Source organism: Plantactinospora sp. WMMB782 (assembly GCF_049179135.1).
Classification (GTDB): domain Bacteria; phylum Actinomycetota; class Actinomycetes; order Mycobacteriales; family Micromonosporaceae; genus Plantactinospora.
The window spans coordinates 7,242,192-7,266,286 of record NZ_JBMHMC010000007.1 but is presented as its reverse complement, the minus strand read 5'-3'; the positions used below and the strand labels follow the sequence as shown (position 1 = coordinate 7,266,286).

The 24,095-nt window shown below is 71.2% G+C and carries 23 protein-coding genes; 19 read left to right on the top strand and 4 right to left on the bottom strand.

Translation table 11 applies throughout. From position 1 onward, the window contains the following. Nucleotides 1–32: 32 nt before the first annotated feature. Nucleotides 33–989: an ABC transporter ATP-binding protein gene (locus tag ACN28A_RS34485; RefSeq protein ID WP_421402669.1), complete on the top strand. Its 957-nt coding sequence runs from the start codon at nt 33–35 to the stop codon at nt 987–989. Here ACN28A_RS34485 and aztA read toward each other — a convergent pair. Next, the gene (gene aztA, locus ACN28A_RS34480) at nt 975–1,613 is read right to left on the bottom strand and encodes a zinc ABC transporter ATP-binding protein AztA (RefSeq protein ID WP_421402667.1); all 639 of its coding nucleotides are present in this window, start codon (nt 1,611–1,613) and stop codon (nt 975–977) included. The genes ACN28A_RS34485 and aztA overlap by 15 nt on opposite strands. A gap of 51 nt (nt 1,614–1,664) precedes the next feature. Between aztA and aztB the strand changes: the two genes are divergently transcribed. The 11 genes from aztB (at nt 1,665) to ACN28A_RS34425 (ending at nt 14,341) form a co-directional block, all read left to right on the top strand. Next, nucleotides 1,665–2,537: a zinc ABC transporter permease AztB gene (gene aztB / locus ACN28A_RS34475; protein ID WP_421404809.1), complete on the top strand. Its 873-nt coding sequence runs from the start codon at nt 1,665–1,667 to the stop codon at nt 2,535–2,537. Beyond that, the gene (locus ACN28A_RS34470; protein ID WP_421402666.1) at nt 2,534–3,724 is read left to right on the top strand and encodes a hypothetical protein; all 1,191 of its coding nucleotides are present in this window, start codon (nt 2,534–2,536) and stop codon (nt 3,722–3,724) included. Before aztB ends, ACN28A_RS34470 begins: the two co-directional genes overlap by 4 nt. Further along, nucleotides 3,721–4,635, top strand: coding sequence for a zinc ABC transporter substrate-binding protein AztC (gene aztC, locus ACN28A_RS34465; protein WP_421402664.1), 915 nt, complete (start codon nt 3,721–3,723; stop codon nt 4,633–4,635). Before ACN28A_RS34470 ends, aztC begins: the two co-directional genes overlap by 4 nt. A 79-nt stretch (nt 4,636–4,714) precedes the next feature. Then, complete coding sequence (aztD, locus tag ACN28A_RS34460; RefSeq protein ID WP_421402662.1) at nt 4,715–5,896, top strand: zinc metallochaperone AztD; 1,182 nt, start codon at nt 4,715–4,717, stop codon at nt 5,894–5,896. A gap of 417 nt (nt 5,897–6,313) precedes the next feature. Then, nucleotides 6,314–6,790 (top strand): Fur family transcriptional regulator, encoded by a 477-nt coding sequence (locus ACN28A_RS34455; RefSeq protein WP_421402660.1) that lies wholly within the window; start codon nt 6,314–6,316, stop codon nt 6,788–6,790. 204 nt (nt 6,791–6,994) lie between these two features. After that, nucleotides 6,995–8,185, top strand: a complete 1,191-nt coding sequence (locus tag ACN28A_RS34450) for a WxL protein peptidoglycan domain-containing protein (protein ID WP_421402658.1) — start codon at nt 6,995–6,997, stop codon at nt 8,183–8,185. Between the two features lie 68 nt (nt 8,186–8,253). After that, nucleotides 8,254–9,834, top strand: a complete 1,581-nt coding sequence (locus ACN28A_RS34445; RefSeq protein ID WP_421402656.1) for a TIGR03773 family transporter-associated surface protein — start codon at nt 8,254–8,256, stop codon at nt 9,832–9,834. 115 nt (nt 9,835–9,949) lie between these two features. Then, nucleotides 9,950–11,587 carry an anchored repeat ABC transporter, substrate-binding protein gene (locus ACN28A_RS34440; RefSeq protein ID WP_421402654.1) on the top strand — a complete coding sequence of 546 codons (1,638 nt, stop codon included), beginning with the start codon at nt 9,950–9,952 and terminating at the stop codon, nt 11,585–11,587. Between the two features lie 122 nt (nt 11,588–11,709). Next, a complete protein-coding gene (locus ACN28A_RS34435) occupies nt 11,710–12,669 on the top strand; it encodes a choice-of-anchor M domain-containing protein (protein WP_421404807.1) in 960 nt (319 codons plus the stop codon). Between the two features lie 26 nt (nt 12,670–12,695). Continuing rightward, nucleotides 12,696–13,409: an anchored repeat-type ABC transporter ATP-binding subunit gene (locus ACN28A_RS34430; RefSeq protein ID WP_421404805.1), complete on the top strand. Its 714-nt coding sequence runs from the start codon at nt 12,696–12,698 to the stop codon at nt 13,407–13,409. After that, nucleotides 13,409–14,341, top strand: a complete 933-nt coding sequence (locus tag ACN28A_RS34425; RefSeq protein ID WP_421402652.1) for an anchored repeat-type ABC transporter permease subunit — start codon at nt 13,409–13,411, stop codon at nt 14,339–14,341. The genes ACN28A_RS34430 and ACN28A_RS34425 overlap by 1 nt, the downstream gene beginning before the upstream one ends. Here ACN28A_RS34425 and ACN28A_RS34420 read toward each other — a convergent pair. From ACN28A_RS34420 to ACN28A_RS34410, 3 genes are all read right to left on the bottom strand, one after another. Then, a complete protein-coding gene (locus tag ACN28A_RS34420; RefSeq protein WP_421404803.1) occupies nt 14,338–15,150 on the bottom strand; it encodes a class I SAM-dependent methyltransferase in 813 nt (270 codons plus the stop codon). The genes ACN28A_RS34425 and ACN28A_RS34420 overlap by 4 nt on opposite strands. 110 nt (nt 15,151–15,260) lie before the next feature. Further along, complete coding sequence (locus ACN28A_RS34415; protein ID WP_421402650.1) at nt 15,261–15,989, bottom strand: class I SAM-dependent methyltransferase; 729 nt, start codon at nt 15,987–15,989, stop codon at nt 15,261–15,263. 164 nt (nt 15,990–16,153) lie between these two features. Next, nucleotides 16,154–17,614: a choice-of-anchor M domain-containing protein gene (locus ACN28A_RS34410; protein ID WP_421402648.1), complete on the bottom strand. Its 1,461-nt coding sequence runs from the start codon at nt 17,612–17,614 to the stop codon at nt 16,154–16,156. Between the two features lie 204 nt (nt 17,615–17,818). Here ACN28A_RS34410 and ACN28A_RS34405 point away from each other — a divergent pair, with 204 nt between their 5' ends. From ACN28A_RS34405 to ACN28A_RS34375, 7 genes are all read left to right on the top strand, one after another. After that, on the top strand, nt 17,819–18,472 hold the full coding sequence (locus ACN28A_RS34405; RefSeq protein ID WP_421402647.1) for a choice-of-anchor M domain-containing protein: 654 nt from the start codon (nt 17,819–17,821) through the stop codon (nt 18,470–18,472). A 32-nt stretch (nt 18,473–18,504) separates the two neighbouring features. After that, the gene (locus tag ACN28A_RS34400; protein WP_421402645.1) at nt 18,505–19,152 is read left to right on the top strand and encodes a choice-of-anchor M domain-containing protein; all 648 of its coding nucleotides are present in this window, start codon (nt 18,505–18,507) and stop codon (nt 19,150–19,152) included. Between the two features lie 206 nt (nt 19,153–19,358). Further along, the gene (locus ACN28A_RS34395) at nt 19,359–19,751 is read left to right on the top strand and encodes an SCO5389 family protein (RefSeq protein WP_421402643.1); all 393 of its coding nucleotides are present in this window, start codon (nt 19,359–19,361) and stop codon (nt 19,749–19,751) included. Further along, nucleotides 19,741–20,793: an LLM class flavin-dependent oxidoreductase gene (locus ACN28A_RS34390; RefSeq protein WP_421402641.1), complete on the top strand. Its 1,053-nt coding sequence runs from the start codon at nt 19,741–19,743 to the stop codon at nt 20,791–20,793. The genes ACN28A_RS34395 and ACN28A_RS34390 overlap by 11 nt, the downstream gene beginning before the upstream one ends. A gap of 172 nt (nt 20,794–20,965) precedes the next feature. After that, on the top strand, nt 20,966–21,952 hold the full coding sequence (locus ACN28A_RS34385; protein WP_421402639.1) for an ATP-binding protein: 987 nt from the start codon (nt 20,966–20,968) through the stop codon (nt 21,950–21,952). A 295-nt stretch (nt 21,953–22,247) separates the two neighbouring features. Beyond that, nucleotides 22,248–23,303: a FecCD family ABC transporter permease gene (locus ACN28A_RS34380; RefSeq protein ID WP_421402637.1), complete on the top strand. Its 1,056-nt coding sequence runs from the start codon at nt 22,248–22,250 to the stop codon at nt 23,301–23,303. Nucleotides 23,304–23,305: 2 nt separating this feature from the next. Then, the gene (locus ACN28A_RS34375) at nt 23,306–24,085 is read left to right on the top strand and encodes an ABC transporter ATP-binding protein (protein WP_421402635.1); all 780 of its coding nucleotides are present in this window, start codon (nt 23,306–23,308) and stop codon (nt 24,083–24,085) included. Nucleotides 24,086–24,095 lie beyond the last annotated feature (10 nt).

Below are 24,095 nucleotides of genomic sequence, written 5' to 3'. Positions count from 1 at the left end.
TGACCGGGCAGGCTCGTGACCGGGGCACGCTCGTGACAGCGACCGACCTCACGCCGGACCGTCCCGTGCCGGACCACCGCACGCCGGCCCGGCTCGAGCTGGACGGCGTCTGCTGGGGACCCCGTGGCCGGACGATCGTCCGCGACGTGCACCTCGCCGTCGAGCCCGGCGAGATCGTCGGGCTGCTCGGGCCCAACGGCAGCGGCAAGTCCAGCCTGCTCCGCTGCGTCTACCGGCGGAACCGCCCCACCGGCGGCACCGTCCTGGTCGACGGGGCGGACGTGTGGCGCCAGCCCGCCCGGCAGGTCGCCCGCCAGGTGGCCGTACTCACCCAGGACATCCCGACCGACCTCGAACACACCGTCACCGGCCTGGTCGCGCTGGGCCGGGTGCCGCACCAGTCCGCGCTCGGCGGTGTCGGCGCCGACCACCAGCGGATCGTCGCGGAGGCGCTGCGGCGGTGCAGCCTGGACGACCTCGCCGACCGGTCGGTGGCCACGCTCTCCGGCGGGGAACGCCAGCGGGTCCAGCTCGCCCGGGCACTGACCCAGCAACCACGGCTGCTGCTGCTCGACGAACCGACCAACCACCTGGATCTCGCCCACCAACTGGCGGTCCTGGACCTGGTCTGTGGCCTCGGTGTCACCGTCGTCGCCGCCCTGCACGACATCGAACTCGCCGCCGCGTACTGCGACCGGCTCGTCGTGCTGCACCAGGGCACGGTCGCCGCCGCCGGCCCGCCGGAGGACATCCTCACCGACCGGCTACTGCACGACGTCTACGGTGTCGCGGCCGAGGTCGGCGTCGACGACAACGGTCGACTGCGCCTGCGGCTACCGGAACCGGCGCACCGCCGAGGCAGGCGGTCCGGGCAGGAAGCTTCCGTCCCGGTCCCGAAGCTCTCCGGGCAGGAAGCTCCCGTCCAGGTCCCCAAGCGGTCCGGGCAAGAAGGTTCCGTCCAGGTGCCGGAGGTTTCAGGTGGTGAGTAGGGTGCCGCCGGTGACGCCCGCCAGTCGGACGGTGCGGTCGGCGAGGGTGGCCTCGGTGGCGTCGTGACTGGCGAAGATCACCGCCGCGCCGGCCTGGACCCGTTCGGCGAGCAGGTCGTGGACGTGTAGCCGGCTTGCCTCGTCGAGGGCGACGGTGGGCTCGTCCAGGACGTAGATGTCGGCGACCTGGACGAGCGTCTGCGCGAGAAGGGTGCGTTGACGCTGCCCGCCGGAGAGTTCGCGGAGCCGCCGGCGGGCGAGGGGGCCCAGGTCCAGCCGCTCCATGATCGCGGCCACTGCGGCGCGGTCACTACGGCTGAGGCGTCGCCACGGAGTGAACCGTCCGATCTGTACGCATTCGGCCACGGTCAGCGGAAGCGCGTCGATGCCGCTGGTGCGTTGCGGGAGCAGGGCCAGTCGACACCCGCTTTGCCGCCGGATGCTGCCGGAGGTCGGTGTCTCGACGGCGGCCAACAGGTGCAGCAGGGTGCTCTTGCCGGAGCCGTTCGCGCCGGTCACGGCAAGCATGGACGCGGCCTGCACACGCAGGTTCACGTCGTGCAGCACCGGGGTGCCGGCGTACCGGAATGCCACCTGCTCGGCGGTCAGGATCTCGATGCTCAACGCCGCCCCTTAAAGATATCGATTTTCAGTTGCATTATAGTGGGCCGGGTGATGGCGTCACTGCTCGAACCGTTCGCCGTGTCCTTCGTCGTCCGCGCACTGGTCGGCGGGGTGCTGCTGGCCGCCGTCTGCGCGCTGGTCGGGGTGTGGGTGATCGCCCGCGGGATGACATTCCTCGGCGAGGCGATGAGCCACGGCATGCTGCCCGGGGTCGCCATCGCGTCGATCCTCGGTGGCAGCCTCGTCGTCGGGGCCGCCGCGAGCGCGTTCGCCATGGCGCTCGGCGTCAACGCGCTGCGGCACAGCCGCGAGTTCGGGCGCGACACCAGCATCGGGCTGCTCTTCGTGGGGATGCTCTCGGTCGGGGTGATCGTCGTCTCGCACTCGCGGTCGTTCGCGACCGACCTGACCGCGTTCCTGTTCGGCGACGTACTGGCGATCCGCTGGCCCGACCTGCTGCTACTCGCCGCCGCCTTCGCCGTGGTCGCGGTGGCCTCCGCCATCTGCTACCGGCCGTTCCTGGCGCTCACCTTCGACCCTCGCAAGGCCCGGACCCTCGGCCTGCGCCCGGACATCGCCAACGCCGTGATGCTGACCCTGCTCACCATCACGATGGCGGTCGCCTTCAGCGTCGTCGGCACACTGCTCGCCTTCGGCATGCTGATCGCGCCCTCGGCGGCGGCGATGCTCGTCGCGCGCCGTCTCCCGGCGGTGATGCTCACCAGCTTCGTTATCGGCTCGGCCGCGACCGTGATCGGCCTGTGGATCTCCTGGTACGCGGCGACCGCCGCCGGAGCCACCATCGCCGCCGTCGCCGTACTGATGTTCTTCGCGATTCTCGGCACGCGCCGGATCACGGCAACGGTGCGACGCCATCGGCCGCCGGCACTCACCGCCAATCCCGCGACGGAAGGAAGTCAGTGATCATCAGCAGGGCCGGGCAGCTTCTCGGCGCGGTCAGCCTGGGCCTCACGCTCGCGATGTCCGCGTGCGGCTCGACCGGACAACCACAGGATGTCGAGGAGACGCCGCACGGCTACGTCGAAGGCGCCGAGGAGCTGTCCGAGGCGCAGTCGGCCATCGCGTACGCCCCCCGCGGTTCCCAGCGGTTGCGCCTGTTCGACCTGGGCACCGGGTCGGAGAAGGAGATCGGGCTGTCGGTCGGCGCCGAGCGGCTCACCGAGGACGGCCGCTTCGTCTACGTCGACGACGGCGACCACGCGTTGGAGGTCGTCGACTCCGGAGTGTGGACGGTCGACCACACCGACCACGTGCACTACTACCGGGCGGCGGCCCGGTCCGTCGGCACACTGTCGCTGGGCGCCCCGATCAGGACGATCGCCGGCTTCGCGGCCCACACCACGATCGGCACCGCCGACGGACAGGTGACGGTCCTGGACCGCCGGGAACTCGAAGCCGGCAAGCTGGTCAGGCTGGCCACGATCGACTCGACCAGTTCCACCGCGCTGGCCGTACCCTACGCGGACCAGCTCCTCGTCGCCGTCGGCGACGACCCGCGACAGCCGGCCAACCGGATCGTCGCGATGGACGCGCAGGGCCGCCCGACCGGCGCCCTGCAGACGCCCTGCGCGGCACCGCGCGGCTGGGCAGTCCTGCGCGGCGGCGCCGTCCTCGCGTGTGAGAACAGTCTCGTACGCGTCAAGCGGGAAGGCGACAAGCTCACCGCCAAGGTGCTGGCCTCCCCGCGTACCCCGGTGTCGCCGAACGGGTTCGGGTACCGCCCGCGCAGTAACGAGGCCGCGCTGGCGGACCGCACCGGCATCTGGTCGGTGAACGCGGCCAAGGCCAGCCTGCGGTACGTGCCGGCCACCGGTCGCGAACTGGTGGCCGTCGCGTCGCCCGCGGACGGCAGCACGGTGCTGGCGCTCGACGCCTCCGACGTGCTGATCAGCTACGACCTCGAAACCGGCAGGGTCCTCGCCGAAAAGCCGCTGCGCGCCGCCAGCCTGACGCTGGACGTCAACCGCGCCTACCTCGCCGATCCGCAGGCCCGGGTCATCCACGAGATCGACTACCGCGACGGGCTGCGCACCGCCCGCACACTACGGGTCGCCGAACAACCGGATCTTGCCGTGGAGGTCGGCCGATGAGGACACGAAAACTGATGACGGCGCTCGCCGTCACCGCCGGCCTGCTGGCCGGCGGCGCTGCCTGCACCTCGCCGGATCGCTCGCACATCGTGGTGACCACGAACATCCTCGGCGACATCGTCACCGAGATCGTCGGCGACCAGGCCGAGGTGCGGGTACTGATGAAACCGAACGCCGACCCGCACTCGTTCGCCATCTCGGCCCGGGAGGCGCACGCCATGCAAACGGCCGATCTCGTCGTCTACAACGGTCTGGGGCTCGAGGAAGGCGTCCTGCAACACGTCGAGGCGGCGAAGGACCAAGGCGTCGACACCGTCGAGGTAGGTGCGGGAATCGAACCGATGGAGTACCAGGACGGCGACGCCGCCGGAGGACCGGACCCGCACTTCTGGACGGATCCGGCCCGGGTGGTCACGGCGGTGCGGCTGCTCACCGACGAGATCATCGGGCACGTCGACGGGGTGGACGCCGGCGTGGTGCGGGAGCGTGCACACGCGTACGCGAGCAGGGTCGGCGAACTTGACGAGAGCCTGGCGCGGCGCTTCGCCGACATCCCGGCGGAACGCCGCGTCCTGGTCACCAACCACCACGTCTTCGGCTATCTGGCCGAACGCTTCGATTTCAAGGTCATCGGCGCGATCATCCCCAGCGGTACGACGCTCGCGTCGCCGAGCGCCTCCGACCTCGCCTCGCTGGTCACCGCCATCAAGGCACACCGGGTGCCGGCGATCTTCGCCGACACCTCGCAGCCGGCGCGGCTGGCCGAAGTGCTCGTCTCGGAGGCCGGCATCCAGGTCCAGGTGATCGCCCTGTACTCCGAGTCCCTCAGCGAGGCCGACGGCGATGCCCCGAGTTACCTGGAGATGATGCGCTTCAACACCGAGGCGATCATCCACGGCCTCTCCGGCTGACCACCCCCTGAGTCGAGTCCGGGAACCCTCCGGTACTCTCTAATGAAAATCGTTGTCAGTTTCATATTGGGAGGATGTAGTGACCCATCGCAGAACGCGTGGCCTGGTCGCCTTGGTGGCCGCCTCGCTGGCGCTCACCGCGTGCGCTTCCGGCGCGGGCGGTGAGAACGGATCGCCGGCCGAATCGTCCGCCGAGGCCGCACTGAAGGAGCCGGTGGCGATCACCTACGAGGGCGGCATCTACGTGCTCGACGGCGAGGCGCTGGAGGTGGTGCACAACGTCGCTCTGCCCGGCTTCAACCGGGTGAACCCGGCCGGCAACGACACCAACGTCGTCGTCTCCACCGAGTCCGGGTTCCGGATGCTCGACGCGGTCGTCGGCAAGATGACCGACGTCACCTACCCGGGCGCCAAACCCGGCCACGTGGTGCTGCACGGCGACCGCACCATCCTGTTCACCGACGGCAGCGGAGAGGTGAACAGCTTCGACCCGAAGGCGCTCGCGGACGGCAAGCCCCACGGACGGCAGTACAAGACCGCCCAACCACACCACGGCGTGGCCATCGAACTCGCCGACGGCACCCTCGTGGTGACCCTCGGCACCGAGGAGTCGCGCCCGGGCGCGATCGCGGTGGACAAGGATGGCAAGGAGATCGCCCGCAGCGAGGAATGCCCCGGCGTGCACGGCGAGGCGGTCGCGCGGGGTGAGGTCGTGGCCCTCGGCTGCCAGGACGGCGTGCTGCTGTTCAAGAACGGCGCCTTCGTCAAGGTCAAGAGCGATCGGGCGTACGGCGCCATCGCCACCCAGGTCGGCACGGAGAAGTCGCCGGTCCTCCTCGGCGACTACAAAATCGACCCCGACGCGGAACGGGAGTTCCCCGAGCAGTTCGCGCTCGTCGACACCGCCGCCCAGAAGATCCAGGTCGTGCCGATGCCGGCGGGCGCCAGCTACAGCTTCCGTTCGCTGGCCCGTGGTCCACAGGGCGAGGGGCTGATCCTCGGGACCGACGGCAAGCTGCACGTGGTCGATCCCACCTCCGGGAAGCTGACCAACTCGTGGCCGGTGGTCGCCGCGTGGAAGGAGCCGATGAACTGGCAGGAGCCACGCCCGGCGCTCTTCGCCCGGGGGAACGACGCGTACATCACCGAACCGGCCACCAGGACGGTGCACCGGCTCGACCTCGCCACCGGCAAGGTTGTCCGTTCGGTGACGCTCGATGCGATTCCGAACGAGATCAGCGGAACGCTGTCGGCGCACTGACGTCCCGGTTTCCGGCGGTGGAGATCGTCCTGCCGGCCCGGTGGCCCCCTTCGCCGCCGACGTCGCCGCCCCGACTGTTTCACCCGGCCGGGGCGGTGACCCGGACCAAGTTGGCCACACCCTTGAGATCAGGGGTACCGGCGGAGATCAGCTACCTCGGACGTTCTGACCCGTGGGGACGCCGGCCCCCCGGAGTCGGGACGACCGGCGCCCCGACGGTCTCCGGCAGATATCCAGCAGAACCAGTTGATCCTGGTTTTCATTACCGTATAGCCTGTGCGCCATGGTCCCCAACCCCTGCCTGGCGTGCTGGCGCGCAGGCGGCGCCCTCGGGTTGTCGGCCGACCGGTACGGCCGAGTGGCTGTGCCGGTCGCGGGCGAGAGCCGGGCAACCCAGTCGACTCACCTCGTGACGCCATGATGAGCATCCACCAGCGGCGCGGGCCGGACCAGCAGCGTGAGCTGATCGGTGAGCTGCGGGCGGCCGGCCTGGCGCCGACGGCCCAGCGCCGGCTGGTGCTCGACGCGCTGCACGGTCATGACCACCCGGCGAGCGCGATCGCGATCTACCAGCGGCTGCGCGCGGACGGCCAGGCGGTCGGGTTGACCACGGTGTACCGCACCCTGCACGCGCTGGCGGACGCGGGACGGGTGCACGTCTTCCACCGCGACGGTGAGCTGACGTATCGGCACTGCCGCGACGGGCCGCACCACCACCTGGTGTGCGAGGTGTGCGGGTTGGTCGTGGAGCGGTCCGGCGACACGGTGACCCGCTGGCTCCAGCAGGTACGCGCGGACGAGGACTTCGTGCCCAACCCGCAGCACAGCGACCTGTACGGGGTTTGTGGCACGTGCCTGCGCGCCGATCGTCGCGCACCGGGCGACGGGCGGTGATCGGCATGCCGGCATGGCGGCACGTGCGAAGCCACGTGGTGCGCCGGTGACCTCAGTGGACGCGGCGGCACCCAGATGAAAACGAAAACGATTGCGCTTATAGTCTTGCCTGTGCCGGGAGCCGGACCGGCGACCACAGGCGCCCCGACACCGGGCGACCCCGGCGCCGGCCACGCCCCTACCCGAACGGATCCGTCACCCACCATGCGTCTGTCCATCGTCATCGCCGTTGCCAGCACCGTCGGCGCAGCCGTGCTTGGCGTGGTACCGGCGGCCGCCGCGCCCGGACCGTCGCCGTCGCCGTCGTCGCCGTCGCCGAGCGGCAGCGCGCCCGCCCGGGCGGCGCCGGTGACCTGGGGGGTGACCCCGTCGAGTCCGACCGGGCCCAACGGGCGGGCGAGCTTCGGCTACAAACTCGATCCCGGTGCCACGGTGACGGACTACGTCGCGGTGACCAACCACTCCGCGCGGCCGCTCACCCTGCGGCTCTACGCCAGCGACGCGGTCACGACACCGCAGGGCGGCTTCGACCTGCTGCCCGGCGGACAGCGGTCGGTCGACGTGGGCTCCTGGGTCCGGCTCACCACTCCGACGCTGACGATCCCGTCGACGTCCCGGATGGACGTGCCGTTCACCCTGACCGTGCCGGAGAACGCCACCCCGGGCGACCACGTCGGCGGCATCGTGGCCTCGCTCGCCGCCAACGCCAGCGACGGGCAGGGCAACCAGGTCGCGGTCGACCACCGGGTCGGCGCACGGATCTACCTGCGCGTCACCGGCGAACTGCGGCCGGCGCTGGCCCTGGAGGGCCTTCGGGTAGACCACCGGGCGTCCGGCAACCCGTTCGCCGGGGGTGAGATCGTCGCCACGGCATCGATCCGGAACACCGGAAACGTGCGGCTCGCCGGAGCCCCGACGGTCGAGTCGGCCGGGCTTCTCGGCCTGGGCGGCCGCAGCGCGTCCGGCGCGGCGTTGCCGGAGATCCTGCCGGGGCATGCGATCCAGACCACCGTCCGGCTCCCCGGGGTGGCGCCGTTCCTCCGGCTCACGGTCACCACCACCGTCGTTCCGACAGCCGTCGAAAATCAGGTGCTCGATCCGCCGCCGGTCGCGGTGTCGGAGACGGTCACCGTGTGGGCCGTGCCGTGGCTTCAGTTGGTGCTCGGCGCACTCGTCGTCAGTGCGGTCTGTGTCCTGCTGGTGATCCGTCGCCGTCGGCGCCGCCGTGCCGCCCGGCGCCTGGCCCAGGCCGTCGCCGAGGCTCGCGAGCAGGGCCGCGCCGAAGCCGCCGCCGTGCTGGCGGGACAACCGGATGGCGCGGACTCACCACCGCAGCCGGACAGGCGTACGCCGGTTGCCGCATCCGAGCCGCTGGCCCCGGGCGCCGAACCGTGACCCGGACCAGACGTGCCGGCGAACCGGCCGCGACATGGACAAATCTTCGAGTGGAGCGAGGCAGGGAGATGAGAAGAAGACCAGTGGTACGTGTCGGCGTGGCCGGGCTCGCCCTGGCCGTACTGTCGCTGGCCGGCACTGCCGAACCGGTGGGCGCCGCGCCGACGCCGGTCGACCCGGCGGGGGCGGATCTGGTGTCCCTCTCCGTCGTCGACGGTGACCTCTCGATGCGGGTACGTGACGCCAGCCAGCTCGCCCGGGACGCGGTCGGGCACGATCCGGCCGACGTGCTGCTGAGCGCGGAGGGCGGCCTGACGGTACGGGTGCCGGACAACCCGCGGTTCTCGTTCCTCGGTACGCCCGGTCAGCCGGTCTGGTCACTGACCTCCGGGGATGTGGGTATGCCCGGGTTCGACACCACGAGGGTGGGCCGGGGTGCCGTCCGGGGCGACGCGGTGACGGTGTCGCTGGAGGCGGTGCAGGGACCCGGCCGGTTCACCGCCTACACGGTGTCCGGCCTGGGCACGGCCCGGCAACTGCTCGGCGCGGGCGCCGGGGAGGCGTCGCTGCCGGTCGCGACCCGTACTCCGGTGGTCTGGGCGTTCGACGCGGCCGGTGACTACCGGCTCACCCTCGGCTCGTCGGTGACGTTGACGACGGGCGAGACGGTGACGGCCGAGGTGACGTACCAGGTGACTGTCCCGGCGCTGCGGCCGGGACCCGCGCTGCCGCCGCCCGTCGCGGCGGCCCCGGTCGAGACCGTCCGGCAGTCGCCGCAGACCAAGGCCAAGGCGCCCGCGCCGCCGCGGGCCGCACCGCTGCCGACGCCCTCGGCCACCCAGCCGGTGGGCGCGAACGCCGTCACGGCGGCCGGCGAACGCAAGCTGATCTCCGATGGGCACGTCGACATGGGGCCACAACTCGTGGGTGGAAACTGGACGATTCGAATCAAGGACGACACGGTCAGCCCGGCGGTGTGGCGGGAACTGGCCGACGTGGTCCTCCAGGTCAAGGACAACGCGAAGACGAAGGTCCCGGCCGGGAAGGATTTCCTCGGCGAGGAGGGCGACGAGGTCTGGGTGCTACCGCAGGTGCAGCAACCCGGGATTGTCTGGCCGGGTTGGAACACCCAGCACGAGTCGGTGGTCTCAAGTACCCGGGGCAATGTGACGTGGGCTCTTGCCGGAGTCGACGGTCCGGGCCGGTTCACGCTCTTCACGACGGACTCGTTCGGCGGCGCTGACGTGCTGTTCGACTCCAGCAAGGCGCTGCCGCAGCGGCTGGCGATCCCGCTGAACACGCACGCACACGGCAGCTGGGCGTTCAGCGAGCCGGGCCTCTACCGGCTGAAGGTGCAGATGAGCGGCACCACCACGGACGGCAGGGTGGTCACCGACACCAGGACCCTGGCGATAGCGGTGGGCGACGACACCGATCCGGGTCCGGGCTTCGGTGGCGGCTCCGGTGACGGATCGGGTGATGAATCGGGCGACGGTTCCGGTGGCGACGGCAGGCTGCCGCGTACCGGTGAGTCCTGGATCCTTTCGGCGGTGGGTGGCGGGGTCCTCCTCGTGCTGGCCGGTGTGCTGCTGCTTCTCGCCGCACGACGTCGTGTCAGGACCGGCACAGGGGCGACCACCACACCGTAGCCACCTCCTTTCAAATCTGATAACCGTTCCCATTTCCGTGTTATCGTTCGGCGCGACGCGCGGCACGGTGGCGGGGACCGACCGGCGCCGCAGCGCCGAGCGAGGAGGTGCGCGGATGCCCGCTGCCGCCGTCACCCGGGCCCGCCCGCATGCTCGCCACACCGCTCCGCGCGCCCGGCTGCTGCCGGCGGTGGTGTCGCTGCTGGTCGCGGTGCTGACCGCCGGCTGCCGGTCGGAGGTGACGCTGAGCGCGCACGACGAGCGGCTCCAGGTCGTCACCACCACCGGCATCCTGCGCGATCTGGTCGGCCATGTCGGCGGGGACCGGGTACGGGTCAGCGCGCTGGTACCGGACGGCGCCGACCCGCACAGTTACGAGCCGACCCTGCGCAACGTCCGCAACGTCGTGTACGCCGACGTCGCGTTCAGCAACTATCTGCTCCTCGAGGAGCAGGCGATCATCAAGGCCCTGGACGCGAACCTGCGCGACGGCGTACCGAACGTCTCGCTGGCCGAGGGCGCGGTGAAGTACGCGGCGGAGATCATCCCGCTGGTCGAGGACGTCTCGCTGGACACCATCTGGCTCGGTATGCGGGTCCGGGGCACCGGCGCGGCGCACGGCGCCAACCGTTCCTCCGACGTGCTGCTGCACGCTACCGGGGTGGAGGGTCCCGGGAAGCTCGTCGCCTATCTGACCGAGTCGTTCGGCGAGCCGTCATTCTATGTCGACTCCACCGACGGGTTCGACCCGGGCAACGGCTATCGGGACGACACCGCGACCCTGCCACCGGACGCGCACACGCACATGAGCTGGGCGTTCACCGAGCCGGGCGTCTACCGGTTGACCATGCGGGCAGAGCTCGCGGTCACCCCGGACACCGCGCCCGTGCCGATGGGGGAGCAGGTCTTCACCTTCGCCGTCGGGGTGGACCCGCACTCGGTGCCGGGGCTGGCGGGTGCGGCGGTGCTGAACTCGGGGCACGCGGACATCAGCGTCGACCTCGACCAGCGTCGGCTCGATCTGTTGGCCGATCCGGAGGGCGGCGGCACGGTCAACCAGCGGGTGTACGACCCTGCCGGCACCGTGATCGAGGTGCCGAACAAGGCACTGCGGGAGGTGCCGGGCGACCGCAGGTACCGGTTCCTCGGGCGGCCGGGCACCCAGGTCCACCAGCTACCCCAGGCGGTACTCGGCAAGCACGTGCACGGCGAGATCGACCCGCACCTGTGGCAGAACGTCCGCAACGTCATCGCCTACGTGGAACTGATCCGGGACACGCTGATCGGAGTGGACCCGCAGGGCGCGGCGGCGTACCGCGGCAACGCCGCGACCTACGTCGGCGAGCTCGAACGACTCGACGCCTTCGTCCGGGACACCATCGCCCGGATCCCGCCACCGCGACGGCACCTGGTCACCACCCACGACGCGTTCGGCTATCTCGGCCAGGCGTACGGGATCGAGATCTCGGGTTTCGTCACCCCGAACCCGGCCACCGAGCCGAGCCTGGCCGACCGGCGCCGACTCACCGAGACGATCCGCAACCTCGACATCCCCGCCGTGTTCCTGGAACCGAACCTGGCGGCCCGCTCCGCCACGCTGACCGAGGTGGCCCGGGAGGAAGGGCTGCGGATCTGCCGGATCTACGGCGACACCTTCGACGACGAGGTCACCGACTACCTGCAGATGATGCGGTTCAACGCCGAATCGCTCCACGACTGCCTGGGCACGCCACGACGAGGGAGGAAGCAGTGACGGCAGGACGAGCCCGATCGCGCCGCTGGGCCGGTCGGCAGCGCCGGGACGCGGCGCCGAGGCCGACGCGCGGGCGGAGCGCCCGCGCGGCGACGAGCGTGCTGCGGTGCGTCGCGGTAACGATGCTCCTGCTGGCGGCGACGCCCAGCCCGGCGCTCGCCGAGCGGCCGGGTGCGGTCTCCGCCGAGCGGCCGGGTGCGGGACCTGTCGCACAGCCGAGTCCGGGTCTCCGACAGTCGATCGCGGCGGACCAACCGCTGGCCACCGGCCGGGTGACCCTGGCGACCGGACACGTGGACATCGGTCCTCGCTTCGTCGACGACAAGTGGACCCTCCTGGTGCACGACGGCACCCAGGCCCAGCCGGTGTGGCGCGATCCCAACGAGACCGTGTTCCGGGTCTCCGACGCGGCGTTGCAACCCGTGCCGGACGATCCGGCGTACGCCTTCCTCGGCATCGACGCCGGGAAGCGGGTGCACGTGGTGCCACAGGTCCAGGACCAGGAAGTGGTATGGCTCGGCTGGAACAGCCAGGATCCCCGGGTGATGCAGACCATCGACCGGGGGATCACGCTGAGCCTGCTCGGCGTGCGCGGGCCGGGCACCCTCACCACGTTCCTCCAGTCCGGCAACTTCGCCGCGCCGAAGGTGCTGTGGCGCTCGGCCGAGCCGGCGGCCCAGCCGATCTGGGTTGAGGTCAACACCCACACCCACGCCAACTGGGTCTTCAGCACCCCCGGTGTCTACCTGGTCTCGGTCCAGGTCTCCGCCGACCTGATCAGTGGCGAGAAGGTCTCCGCCACCCGGACGCTGCGCTTCGCGGTCGGCGACGCGGCCAGCGCGGACGAGGCGTTCGCCGCTGTGGCGGACGTCTCCGCACCCGCCGGGCAGGGCGCACCGGGCGACGGGGCAGCCGAGGCCGGCGACGCGTCCGGTGGTCCCGGTACGACGCTGGTCGCCGCGCTGGTCGGAGTCGCGGTCCTGCTCGCGGCCGCCCTCGTGGTGGTGCTGGTCCGCGGCGCCGGGGCGAGGCGCCGGGCCGAGCGTGAACGCGGCACGCCGACGCCGGACGGTCGGTCGTGAGAGCGCTGGAGATCGCGAACCTGGACGTGGACCTCGGCGGCCGGCCGGTGCTGCGGGACGTACGGCTGCATCTCGAACCGGGGGAGTTGGTGGGACTGCTCGGCCCCAACGGGGCGGGCAAGACCACCCTGCTCCGCGCCGTCCTGGCGCTGGTCCGCGCCAGGGCCGGCCGGGTGCTGGTGGAAGGGAAGCCGTCCCGGCCCGGCCGGGCGGGCATCGGGTACGTGCCGCAGCGTCACGAGTTCACCTGGGACTTCCCCATTTCGGTCGAGCAGGCGGTGTTGACCGGCCGGACCGGGCGGATCGGTCTGCTCCGCCGTCCCGGTGTCGCCGACTGGCGTGCCGTCGGCGAGGCGCTCGACCGGGTGCGACTCGCCGGGTTGCGCCGGCGCCCGGTCGGCGAGCTGTCCGGCGGGCAACGGCAACGTGTCCTGGTCGCCCGTGCTCTCGCGCTGGCGCCGCGCATCCTGCTGCTCGACGAGCCGTTCACCGGACTCGACATGCCCACCCAGGAACTGCTCGGCGACCTCTTCGCCAGCCTCGCCGCCGAGGGGAGGGCGGTGCTGATGACCACCCACGACCTGGTCGCGGCGATGGAGTCCTGCACCCGACTGGTCCTGCTCAACCGCACGGTCGTCGCCGACGGGCGACCCGACGAACTCCAGGACGTCGAGGTGTGGATGCGTACCTTCGGGGTCAGCGAGACCTCCCCGCTGTTGAAACTCGTGAGGGCGGCCTAGTGTCGATCACCGACTTTCTCACCGACCTGTTCAACCCCGACCTCGCCTTCCTGCCCAAGGCGCTGGCCATCGCGGTGATGTCCAGCATCGTCTGCGGCGTCGTCGGCTGCTACGTCGTACTCCGGGGGATGGCCTTCATCGGTGACGCCGTCGCGCACGCGGTCTTCCCCGGTCTCGCGGTCGCCTTCGTGCTACAGGGCAGCCTGGTCCTCGGCGGTGCCGTCGCCGGGATAGCGACCGCTCTGCTGATCGCGATCTTCGCGCAGAACCGGCGGCTCAAGGAGGACTCCCTGATCGGCGTCTTCCTCGTCGCCGCCTTCGCCCTCGGCATCGTGATCATCTCGCAGGCACCCGGGTACGCCGGATCGCTGCAACAGTTCCTCTTCGGCTCGATCACCGGGATCCCGGACCGGGACCTCTATCTGGTCGGCGGCACCGGCCTGGTAATTCTTGGGCTGGTCTTCGCGCTGCACAAGGAGTTCGTGGCGGTCTGCCTGGACCGGGAGATGGCCCGCTCGCTGGGCATGTCGGTCTTCTGGCTCGACATCGTCCTCTACGTGCTGGTCACCCTCGCCGTGGTGATCTCGCTACAGACCATCGGCAACATCCTCGTGCTGGCCCTGCTGATCACCCCTGCGGCGGCGGCCCGGCTGCTCACCGACCGGCTCGGTGTGATGATGCTGCTCGCCCCCGTGATCGGCGGCACGTCCGCCCTGGTCGGGCTCTACCTGTCGTGGAGCTACGACACCCCGGTCGGCGGCACGATCGTGCTGGTCGCCACCGCCGTCTTCCTCGCCGCCTGGCTATTCGCCCCGAGGCATGGCCTGCTGACCCGGCGCTGGCGCCGCCGTGCAGCGGTCGAGCATGCCGGCGCGACGGGAACGGACGACCGCTCCGATCTGCCGACCGTAGGGTCGCCGGTCATGAGTTAGCTATCGGAGGGTGCGGGCGCAGCTACGCCGAAGGCGAACCGGACGGTGGTGGTCAGGACGAGGCCGCCGCCGGCCGGGGCCAGCACCCGGGCCGCGTCGGCGAGCGCGGCGGGCAGCCGGTCGGCCGGAATGCGTTCCAGCAGTGCGCGGGCGCCGTGCGACCACGCCCACGCCGTCCAGTGGTCGACGTCGCGGAACCGGCTCTCGAACGGCACCTCGTCGATCGTGACCTGCTGGAAGCCGGCGGCCTCGAGCGACGCGGCGATCGACTCGGCGGTGCCGAACAGCGGCTCCTGGCCGGCCGTCGGTGGCCGACGGTGCTCCTCGGGGAGGTGCTGCGCCAACGTGCGCAGCGCCTCGTCGAAGCGAGCGTCGTGGGCGGCGAAGGTGGTGAGGCCGAGCCGTCCGCCGGGGCGGAGCAGCCGCCGGTAGGCGTGCAGCGCGTCGAGGGGTGCGGGGAGCATGAAGACCACGAGTCCGGCGAGTACCGCGTCGAAGCTGGCCTCCGGCAGCGGCGGGGCCTCGGCGTCGGCGACCTCGACGCGTACCTGGGACAGCCCGGCGGCGGCCACGTCGGCCCGGGTCAGCTCGACCATCGTCGGGGCCAGGTCGATGCCGACGATGCGGCCGGTCGGCCCGACGGCGTCGGCGGCCGGCAGCAGCACGGCACCCCGTCCGCAGCCCACGTCGAGCACCCGCTCACCCGGACGGAGGCCGGCCCGGCGCACCAGTTCCCGTCCCATCGGGCCGAAGAAGTCCACGCCGGTCCGGTCGTAACTCGGGGCGCCACGATCGAACACCCCGGCCATCTCCTGTTTGACACGGGCCGCCTTGTCCGCTTCGGTGCTGTCGTTCACGTCGGTCTCCTTCCAGGGGTGTTTGCAGCAGGTGAGCGCCCGCCGAGCGGTCGGTGTCCGGGTCAGCCGTGCGGGGTGGCCACGACGACGTCCAGCTTCCCGACGGTGGCGGTGAAGCCGGCATCGGCGAGTTCGTCGAGCAACTCCGTCGTGGAGACGACGTGCCAGGGGTACGCCACGACGATCTCGCGTTCGACGTTGCCGTCCTGGCCGAGGGTGCGGTACCTCATCGTCCAGGTGACGGTGTTGTTGCCGGCGGGGCGGGCCTCGCCGCCGCCCTGGTAGGTGCGGCCGCCGATGGCGATGTCCGCGAAGGGGGTCGGTGGGATGGTGGTCACCTCGGCGGGCGGCTGCAGGTTCACGATCAGCGGCGCGGAGGGTGTCAGGCGTTCGTGCAGGGCGGTCCAGAGCGTCCGGCGCTGCTCCGGGGCGAGGTGGCCGAGCATGTTCATCGCGAGTACCCCGCCGAGGCGGGCCGGAGGCGTCCAGTCCTGGATGCCGGCGGCGACCACGGTCACCCTCGGGCGCCGCGACTCGTTGTCGAGGAGTCGGGACAGCAGGACCGCGCGGAGGATCGGCGACGGCTCCACCGCGACGATCTCGGCGCCTGGCAGCGTCTCTGCCACGAGCAGGGTGCCCAGCCCGGTCCCGGCGCCGATGTCGAGGATCGGCCCCTGGTCCGGGACGGCGCGGTGCAGTGCCGCGACGACCGGCGTCCGGAACGCCTGCCAGGCGTCCCGGCTGAACACGTCGATGAACTCACCGGATTCCGCATAGAGGTCGGCTGTCATCGGTTGTCTGCCTTTCTGTCAGGGTGGTGATGGTCGCACCGGCCCGCCCCCTTCGAGCGTGTGCTCCGGTTCGCCGCGGGCAGCGTCGGGAAGCGTCTCGGCAGCCGTGGTCTGTGCACCCACGGCTGCCGAGACGGGTTTCCTCCAGGCGGTGTTCAGGTTCCTCAGATGGCGGTCAGGGTCAGCGTCGCGACGTACTGACCGGCGGCGGTGTCGGTCGGCAGTTCCAGGCTCAGCCCGGCGCCGAGCCGCGCGGTGCCCCGGCCGTCGCCGGCCGGTGCGGTGCCGAGCACACTGCTCGCGGCCAGGCCGTTCCCGGTAGCGAAGCCGGGCGTGACGTTCGGACCCGCGACGACTCCCTGACCCTGGGCCTGGGCCAGCACCGTCGGTGCCCAGCCGAGGTACTTCCCGCCGACCCGGTTCTGCCCGGCGGTGAAGTCACCGAGCTGACCGGCGACGTTCCAGCCGGGTGAGCCGGGCCGGGTGTCGGTGACCGTGATCGGGCGCAGGTCACCCGTGCTCTGCCACCGGTCACCGGCCGGGGAGAGCATGGCCGCCGGCAGGTTCACCGTACGGTCGTCGGGGTCGACGCTGACCACCAACGAGCCCTGCGCCCCGACGGTGACCCTGATCGTCTGCGACGCCGCCGGTGTGCCGGCGTCCTCGACGTTCAGGGTCACCGGAGCGCTCGCGGCCACCAGCACGTTCCCGTCCCGGTAGAGGCGGACCAGGTACTGGCAGTCGTCCAGTTGCGCCGTGGCGGTGAACGAGTACGCCGCCGCCACCTCGCTCGGGATCTCGGTGAAGTCCGCCGCCCCCGGGCACCTGCTGAACCAGCGGTACTGGTCCAGGTCGGTGACCGGATTCTGCACGGCGCTCAGGGTCACCGCCGCGCCCGGGGCGTAACCGGGCTGCAGCCCCTGCACGGACAGCTCGACCTCCGGGTCCGGGGCCGGCAGGTCGCCGACCACGAACCGGTACGGCACCGGGCCGGTGGAGATCGGCGTGCCGTCGGCCAGTGTCGCGTCGGCCTGGAAGGTCAGCGTGTAGCTGCCCAGGGCGCTGAAGACCCAGTTGGCGTGGGCGTGGGTGCTGATCGGCACGTCGATCGCGTCCGGCAGCCCGTCGTCGCTGCGAAACTTGATCAGCGGCTGACCGATCGGATCGGTCATGAAGACCGACACCCGGCCCGGCCCGGCCACCTCGACCAGACTCAGCCGCACCTTGTCGCCCTGGAACACGCCGGATCGCAGCGTGGTGGTGTTCCAGCCCGGCCACAGCAGGTTCGGCTCCTGGGTCATCGGCAGCATCCAGATCGTCGAGCCCGCCGGCCCGAGAAACGCGTACGCCGGCAGGTCCGGCACCTCGACGGCGGCCTCCGGCAGGACCTGGAAGGTCACGTCCGCCGGATCCCGGGTGACCGACGGTTCCACCGTGTCGTCGTGCACCTTGAGCACGAGTTCGCCGTCCTCGTAGTGCACGTCGACCGCATCGGTGTGGCCGGTGGACAGCACGACCTTCTCCTGCGCCAGTGCCGGTGTGGCACCGGGCAGCAGTAGGCCGCCGAGGCACACGACGGCGGCCCCGGCAGCAGCGGCGAGGCGCTTGGGATTTCTCGTCGTCATCCCTCCCTCTACTCCTTCTATGAAATGAAAACGGGTTTCAGATTCGCCGGGAAGTTAGCACGCCCTCGGAGGCATGTCGAGTGGGCGATCGACCGTCCCCGGAAGGGCTCGTGGTGCCGGCGGCGTACACGCTTGACAGTTTACTGAAAATGGTTACCGTTTGCTTTGGCTGCGGCGCGGTGCCGTGGCGTGAGGAGGATTCGCATGCGAGCCAGGATGACCGCGTTGACCGGCGTCACCGCGGCGATCACGGCCGGCCTGCTGGTCGGGGCCGTACCCGCCCAGGCGGCTGCCGTGAAGCTGTCCCAGGGGCACGTCGACGCGGTGGACGTGGCCTTCGAGGACGGTGAGTTCGAGATCTCCGTCCACGACGAGACCGTGGACCCCGACGTGGAGCGCGACCCGGCCGACGTGATCTTCGTCGCCAGGCCGGAGGCGGCGGTGGCCGTGCCGGACGACCCGGCGTACGCGTTCCTTGGCGCACCCGGCGCGACCGTCCACATTCTCCCCGAGGTCCAGGACGAGAACCTGCTCTGGGCCGGCCTGGCCACCGAGGAGATCGAGGCGGGCGTCTTCGTCGGCGACAGCGTCCGGATCCGGTTCACCCGGGTGACCGGTCCCGACGGGTTCAGCATCTTCGTCACCGACCCGGTCGGCGCGCCCGACGTGCTGGTCGACAGCGAGGACGGCCTGCCCGACGTGATCACCCGGCCGGTCGGCGGCCACATGCACGTCAACTGGGCCTTCGAGACGGCCGGCACCTACCGGGTCAAGGTCGACGTCACCGGCAGGCTGGCCGCGACGGGCGAGCGCGTCACCTCCGACCCGGTGTGGCTCACCTTCAAGGTCCAGAGCTAGGCCACGACCCGAGAAGCGGAACTGGAGCAGCGATGAGACTCGTACACCGGACCCTGGCCCTCGTGGCGGCCGCGACCGCCACCGTCCTCGGCCTGACCGCCACCCCGGCGGCCGCGGCCACTATCGAGGCCGGCCACCTCGACGTCCTCGACGTCGACTACACCGCCGGAGCCCTCACCCTCGACATCAGGTCGTACAGCCCTGCCAACGACGACCTCTCCCCGGCGGGTACGACGCTGCGACTGCGGTCGACCTCGGCCATCGCGGTGCCGAGCGGATCCGCCTGGAACTGCCTCGGTGCCGCCGGGTCGACCGCCTACGTCGCGCCGCAGGCCGAGAACCCCAACCTGATCTGGCCCGGATGGAACACCGAGGACGTGCCGGCGGCCCAGGGGCCGGTGCGGATGGAACTGGTCGGTGTGTCGTCCGTGCCGGCCGGCGGGCGGTTCGCCCTCTACACCACCAACTCCTTCGGTACGCCGACCTTCCGGCTCAACTCCAACAGCGCCGCCGGCTGCCCGATCTCCGCCTGGCCCGGCAACATCGGCGCCGGAATCCATGCGCACGGCAACTGGGCGTTCTCGGCGCTGGGCACCTACACCCTCTCGTTCCGGGCCACCGCGAACGGTGGCGCCGGAGTTGCCAGTCCGACCGTCAACTACACGGTCCAGGTCGGCTGAGAGCGGCGCCCTGACCGCCGCGTCCCCGACGGCCCGCTTCGGACAGTCGGGGGCGCGGCCTCCGCCGCACCCCGGCGAACGCATCCGGCGACCAACGGGGACGGCACGAGGGCTGGACGGGCGAATGGCGATCAGGCAAGGTAGAAATCGCGGTTAGTACATTCACCAACACCGACGGTGATGCTTCCGACCATTGAGGAGTCTGCATGTCCCTCGACGTACCCACTGCCCTGCTGGAACGGGCCGAGGCCGGCCCGGTCGACGACGCCGAGTTCGTCGCCTGCGTACGCGACTCGCTGCCCTACGCCTGGGCGGTGGTCAACGAGGTCGCTGGCGACCTCGACCGCGACGGCGGCGACTTCGCCGACCACGCCGTGCCGCCACCGAGCGAGGCCGAGCGGGGCCAACTGCTGCGGGCGCTGGCCAGCGACGCGATCCGGGGAGCGCTGGAGCGCCACTTCGGCGTGAAACTGGCCTTCCAGAACTGCCACCGGGTCGCCGCGTTCACACCGTCCGCCGTGGACGGCGACCGCTATCGTGCCTTCATCTCGACCCGGGGACAACTGCTCAACCAGTCACCCGAGCTGCGTGACTGCTGACCCGCCCCTCGGCGACGCGCGGCCGTTCCGGCCGCGCGTCGACCTCTTTCTGCTCGCCGGCCAGTTCGCCGGCGCCGACCACGCCGCCATCCTCGGGTACGCGGTGGACTACGCGATCACCGCCGAGGCGGCCGGATTCGACGGGGTGTGGCTGGCCGAGCACCACTTCATCTCGTACGGCGTCTGCCCCTCGGCGACGACGCTCGCCGGCTTCCTGCTCGGCCGAACCAGCCGGCTGCGGGTCGGCACGGCGGCGGCGATTCTGCCCAACCGCCACCCGGTCGCGCTCGCCGAGGAGGCGGTACTGCTCGACGCCGTCTCCGGCGGGCGGTTCGACCTCGGCGTGGCCCGTGGCGGTCCCTGGGTCGACCTGGAGGTCTTCGGCACCGGACTGGATCGGCACACCACCGGCTTCCCGGAATCGCTTGACCTGCTCCTCGACGCGCTCTCCGGACGGCCGACCGTCGCCGGGAGCGGTCCGGTGCACCGGTTCCGGCAGGTCGCCATGGTGCCCCGACCGAGCCGGCCGCTGCCGGTGTGGCTGGCCGCCACCACGTCGCCGACCGTGGACCTCGCCGCCACCCGAGGGCTCCCGCTGCTGCTCGGCATGCACGTCGACGACGCAGCCAAGGCCGCCACCCTCGACCGGTACGCACGGACTGCCACGGCCACCGGCCGGAACACCACGGCGGCGGAGCACGTCAGCGCCCACCTGGCGTACGTCGCCGACACCGTCGCCGAGGCCGAGAAGGAACTGCGCGACACGCTGCCCGGCTGGCTCGCCCGCACCCGGGAGTACGTCCGGATCGACGGCAGCCCATCCGCGCACCGCGACCTGGACGCCTACGTCGAGCACCTGCTCGCGATCCATCCGGTCGGCCCACCCGACCGCTGCGTGTCGCGGCTGACCGCCACTCTCGCCGCCACCGGCGCCCGGCGCCTGATGCTGGCCGTCGAGGCCGCCGGGCACCCTGACCGCACGCTGGCGTCCATCCGGCGCCTCGGTGCGGAGGTTCTGCCGCACCTCGCCGTCTCCAACTGAGATCCGGGCCCGCCGGAACCTGCCGGCGTAGCCGCCTCGGGCGGCCCGGACGGCTGTACCGCTTTCGGGGAACATCTGTCCCACGTCGTGGCGGCTTTGTGGAAACGACTACCAAGTCCGCTAAGGTGTGGCCGGAACCACAGGAAACGTACCCATTCCCGGAGGATCAGCCGTGAAGATCGCATTTGTCGGCAAGGGAGGCAGCGGAAAAACCACGCTCGCCGCCCTGCTCGCTCGCCACCTCGCGGCGCAGGCGCCGGCCGGCACTCCGCTGCTCGCGATCGACGCGGACATCAACCAACACCTGGCCGTGGCGCTCGGCGCCGCGGAGGACGAGGCGATCACGCTGCCCGCACTGGGCGACCACCTGACCGAGATCAAGGAATACCTGCGGGGGACGAACCCCCGGATCTCCTCGGCCGCGACGATGGTCAAGACCACCCCACCCGGTCGCGGCTCCCGACTGCTGCGAGTCGCCGAGACCAACCCGGTCTACGACACCCTGGCACGCGAGGTCGGCGGCGTCCGGCTCGCGGTGACCGGGCCGTTCACCAGCGAGGACCTCGGGGTGGCCTGCTACCACTCCAAGGTCGGCGCGGTGGAACTGATCCTCAACCACCTGGTCGACGGCCCCGGCGAATACGCGATCGTCGACATGACCGCCGGTGCCGACTCGTTCGCCTCCGGCCTCTTCACCCGCTTCGACGCCACCTTCCTGGTCTGCGAGCCGACCCAACGCAGCGTCGGCGTCTACCGGCAGTACGTCGGCTACGCCGCCGACTACGGCGTCCGGGTGCACGTGGTCGGCAACAAGGTCGAGGACGCCTCCGACGTCGAGTTCCTGCACGAGCACGTCGGCGACGACCTGCTCACCTGGCTCGGCCGCTCCGGTTACGTCAAGGAGGCCGAACGGGGCACGCTGCGCCCGATCGACACGCTCGAACCGGCGAACCTGGCGGCGCTGGAGACGATGCGCGGCGCCGTGGACGCGGCGGAGCAGGACTGGGCCACGTACACCCGGCAGGCGGTGCACTTCCACCTCCGCAACGCCACCGCCTGGGCCAACGACCGGACCGGCGAGGATCTGGCGGCACAGGTCGACCCGGACTTCGTCCTCGGCCCCGAGGCACTGCGTTCCCCGCTGCTCCAACAGGCCTGACTTCCGCGACGACCGGGCGGCGGGCGGGTACGAGCGCCGCGTGCTCCTCCGCCATCACATGTGTCCTGGTCGATCGATTCGCGGGCGCGCAGGTTGCGGCGGAGCCGGCCGGCTCGACGTTGCGATCGAGCTGGTCGGGCGCCCGCTGGCGGCCGGCTCGATCGTGCTAGCCTCCGACATGAAAGCGAGAATCACTTTCATGTAACTGGGGGACTTCGTTGTGTCGACGCAGCCACTTCGGGACCGGGTGGACAGCCCTGACCCGGTGGATGCCCGCGCCGCGCCACACCGTGGAATGCGGCGTACGTCCGGGCCGGCGAAGCGGAGTCTGGTACTGCTCGTCAGTCTGCTGCTGAGCGCCCTGCTCGTTTCCGTGCCGTTGGTCATCGGTATCGGCGCGGCGGTTGTGCCGCCCGCGGACACGATCCGGTACCTCTGGGCGGGGCTGACCGCTGGCACCATCAGCGGCGACGACGTGACCCGCTATCAGATCGTCTGGCAGATCCGTACGCCTCGGGTGCTGCTCGCGGCGTTGGTCGGTGCGGGTCTGGGCGTGGTCGGGGTCGCGGTGCAGTCGTTGGTACGCAACGCGCTCGCCGATCCGTTCGTGCTCGGTGTCTCCTCGGGCGCGTCGGTCGGGGCGGTCGGTGTCACCGTCTCCGGCGGGCTCGCGTTCGCCGGTGTGTACGCGGTCTCCGCGGGTGCCTTCGTCGGCGCCCTCGTCGCCACCGCGCTGGTGTTCCTCGCCTCCTACAGCCGGGCCGGGCTCACGCCGCTGCGGCTGGTGCTGACCGGTGTGGTGATGTCGTTCGGCTTCCAGTCGGTCATGGCGATGATCGTCTACTTCTCGCCGGACAGCGAGGCGACGAGCACGTTGTTGTTCTGGTCGATGGGCGGCTTCGGGGCGGCCACCTGGGGCGTACTGCCGCCGGTCGCCGTCGCGGTGCTCGCCGGAACACTCCTGCTGCACCACCGGAGCCGAACGCTCGACGTCATGACCTTCGGAGACGAGACCGCCGCCAGTCTCGGCGTCGACAGCACCCGGGCCCGTACCGGCCTGTTCGTCGTCACCTCGCTGGTCACCGGCGCGATGGTCGCGGTCAGCGGGGCGATCGCCTTCGTGGGTCTGGTGTTGCCGCACCTGGTCCGCATCCTGGTGGGCGCCTCTCACGCCCGGGTCCTGGTCGTGACGCCGCTGGCCGGAGCGCTGTTCATGATCTGGGTCGATCTGCTCGCCCGAACCGTCGTCGCTCCCCGGGAGCTTCCGCTGGGCGTGATCACGGCACTGGTCGGGGTTCCGGCGTTCATCGCGCTGATGCGCCGGCGGGGTTACCTGTTCGGTGGCCGGTGACGATGGATCTGCGACTGGACGCCGTCACGGTCGCGGTCGACGGTCATCTGCTCGTCCGCGACCTGTCCTTGACCGTCGACCGGGGGCAGACGGTGGGGTTGGTCGGACCGAACGGCTCCGGCAAGTCCACCGCGCTGCGCTGTGTCTACCGGGCGTTACGGCCGAGCCGGGGCGTGGTGTGCGTCGGTGGCGACGACCTCGCCACCGTGCCACCGCGGAGGAGCGCCCGGTCGATCGCCGCACTGACCCAGGACGGTGGTAGCGACCTAGACTTCACCGTCGCGGAGGTCGTCGCGCTGGGCCGTACCCCGCACCTGCGCGGCAATCGGCCGCTCAGTGGCCGGGAGCGGGAACTGTGCGAGCAGGCGATGGCGCGGCTTGACATCGCCCATCTCGCCGACCGGGGCGTCCTCAGCCTCTCCGGCGGCGAGCGTCAACGGGTGCTCGTGGCCCGGGCGCTGGTGCAGGAGCCCGAGATCCTGGTCCTCGACGAACCGACCAACCACCTGGACATCCGACATCAGATCGAGCTGCTCTCCCTGCTCAAGGGCGTCTCGCTGACGGTCCTGGTGGTCCTGCACGACCTGAACCTCGCCGCCGCCACCTGTGACCGGATCGGCGTGCTCTCCGGCGGGCGGCTCGTCGCCGCCGGCACACCCGCGGAGGTCCTCACCGCCGACCTCGTGTGGAACGTCTTCGGAGTGGCCGCCACCGTCGTCACCCATCCCCTGACCGGCGACCCGCAACTGCTGTACTCCCTCGCGCCGCCCCACACCACGTAGTCAACTCCGA

Excerpts from the sequence above, each read along its gene's own strand:
- aztB (WP_421404809.1), top strand. The coding sequence starts at position 1,665 with ATGGCGTCACTGCTCGAACCGTTCGCCGTGTCCTTCGTCGTCCGCGCA.
- aztC (WP_421402664.1), top strand. The coding sequence starts at position 3,721 with ATGAGGACACGAAAACTGATGACGGCGCTCGCCGTCACCGCCGGCCTG.
- ACN28A_RS34455 (WP_421402660.1), top strand. The coding sequence starts at position 6,314 with ATGATGAGCATCCACCAGCGGCGCGGGCCGGACCAGCAGCGTGAGCTG.
- ACN28A_RS34450 (WP_421402658.1), top strand. The coding sequence starts at position 6,995 with ATGCGTCTGTCCATCGTCATCGCCGTTGCCAGCACCGTCGGCGCAGCC.
- ACN28A_RS34445 (WP_421402656.1), top strand. The coding sequence starts at position 8,254 with ATGAGAAGAAGACCAGTGGTACGTGTCGGCGTGGCCGGGCTCGCCCTG.
- ACN28A_RS34440 (WP_421402654.1), top strand. The coding sequence starts at position 9,950 with ATGCCCGCTGCCGCCGTCACCCGGGCCCGCCCGCATGCTCGCCACACC.
- ACN28A_RS34435 (WP_421404807.1), top strand. The coding sequence starts at position 11,710 with ATGCTCCTGCTGGCGGCGACGCCCAGCCCGGCGCTCGCCGAGCGGCCG.
- ACN28A_RS34420 (WP_421404803.1), bottom strand. The coding sequence starts at position 15,150 with ATGGCCGGGGTGTTCGATCGTGGCGCCCCGAGTTACGACCGGACCGGC.
- ACN28A_RS34415 (WP_421402650.1), bottom strand. The coding sequence starts at position 15,989 with ATGACAGCCGACCTCTATGCGGAATCCGGTGAGTTCATCGACGTGTTC.
- ACN28A_RS34410 (WP_421402648.1), bottom strand. The coding sequence starts at position 17,614 with ATGACGACGAGAAATCCCAAGCGCCTCGCCGCTGCTGCCGGGGCCGCC.
- ACN28A_RS34405 (WP_421402647.1), top strand. The coding sequence starts at position 17,819 with ATGCGAGCCAGGATGACCGCGTTGACCGGCGTCACCGCGGCGATCACG.
- ACN28A_RS34400 (WP_421402645.1), top strand. The coding sequence starts at position 18,505 with ATGAGACTCGTACACCGGACCCTGGCCCTCGTGGCGGCCGCGACCGCC.
- ACN28A_RS34395 (WP_421402643.1), top strand. The coding sequence starts at position 19,359 with ATGTCCCTCGACGTACCCACTGCCCTGCTGGAACGGGCCGAGGCCGGC.
- ACN28A_RS34380 (WP_421402637.1), top strand. The coding sequence starts at position 22,248 with ATGCGGCGTACGTCCGGGCCGGCGAAGCGGAGTCTGGTACTGCTCGTC.
- ACN28A_RS34375 (WP_421402635.1), top strand. The coding sequence starts at position 23,306 with ATGGATCTGCGACTGGACGCCGTCACGGTCGCGGTCGACGGTCATCTG.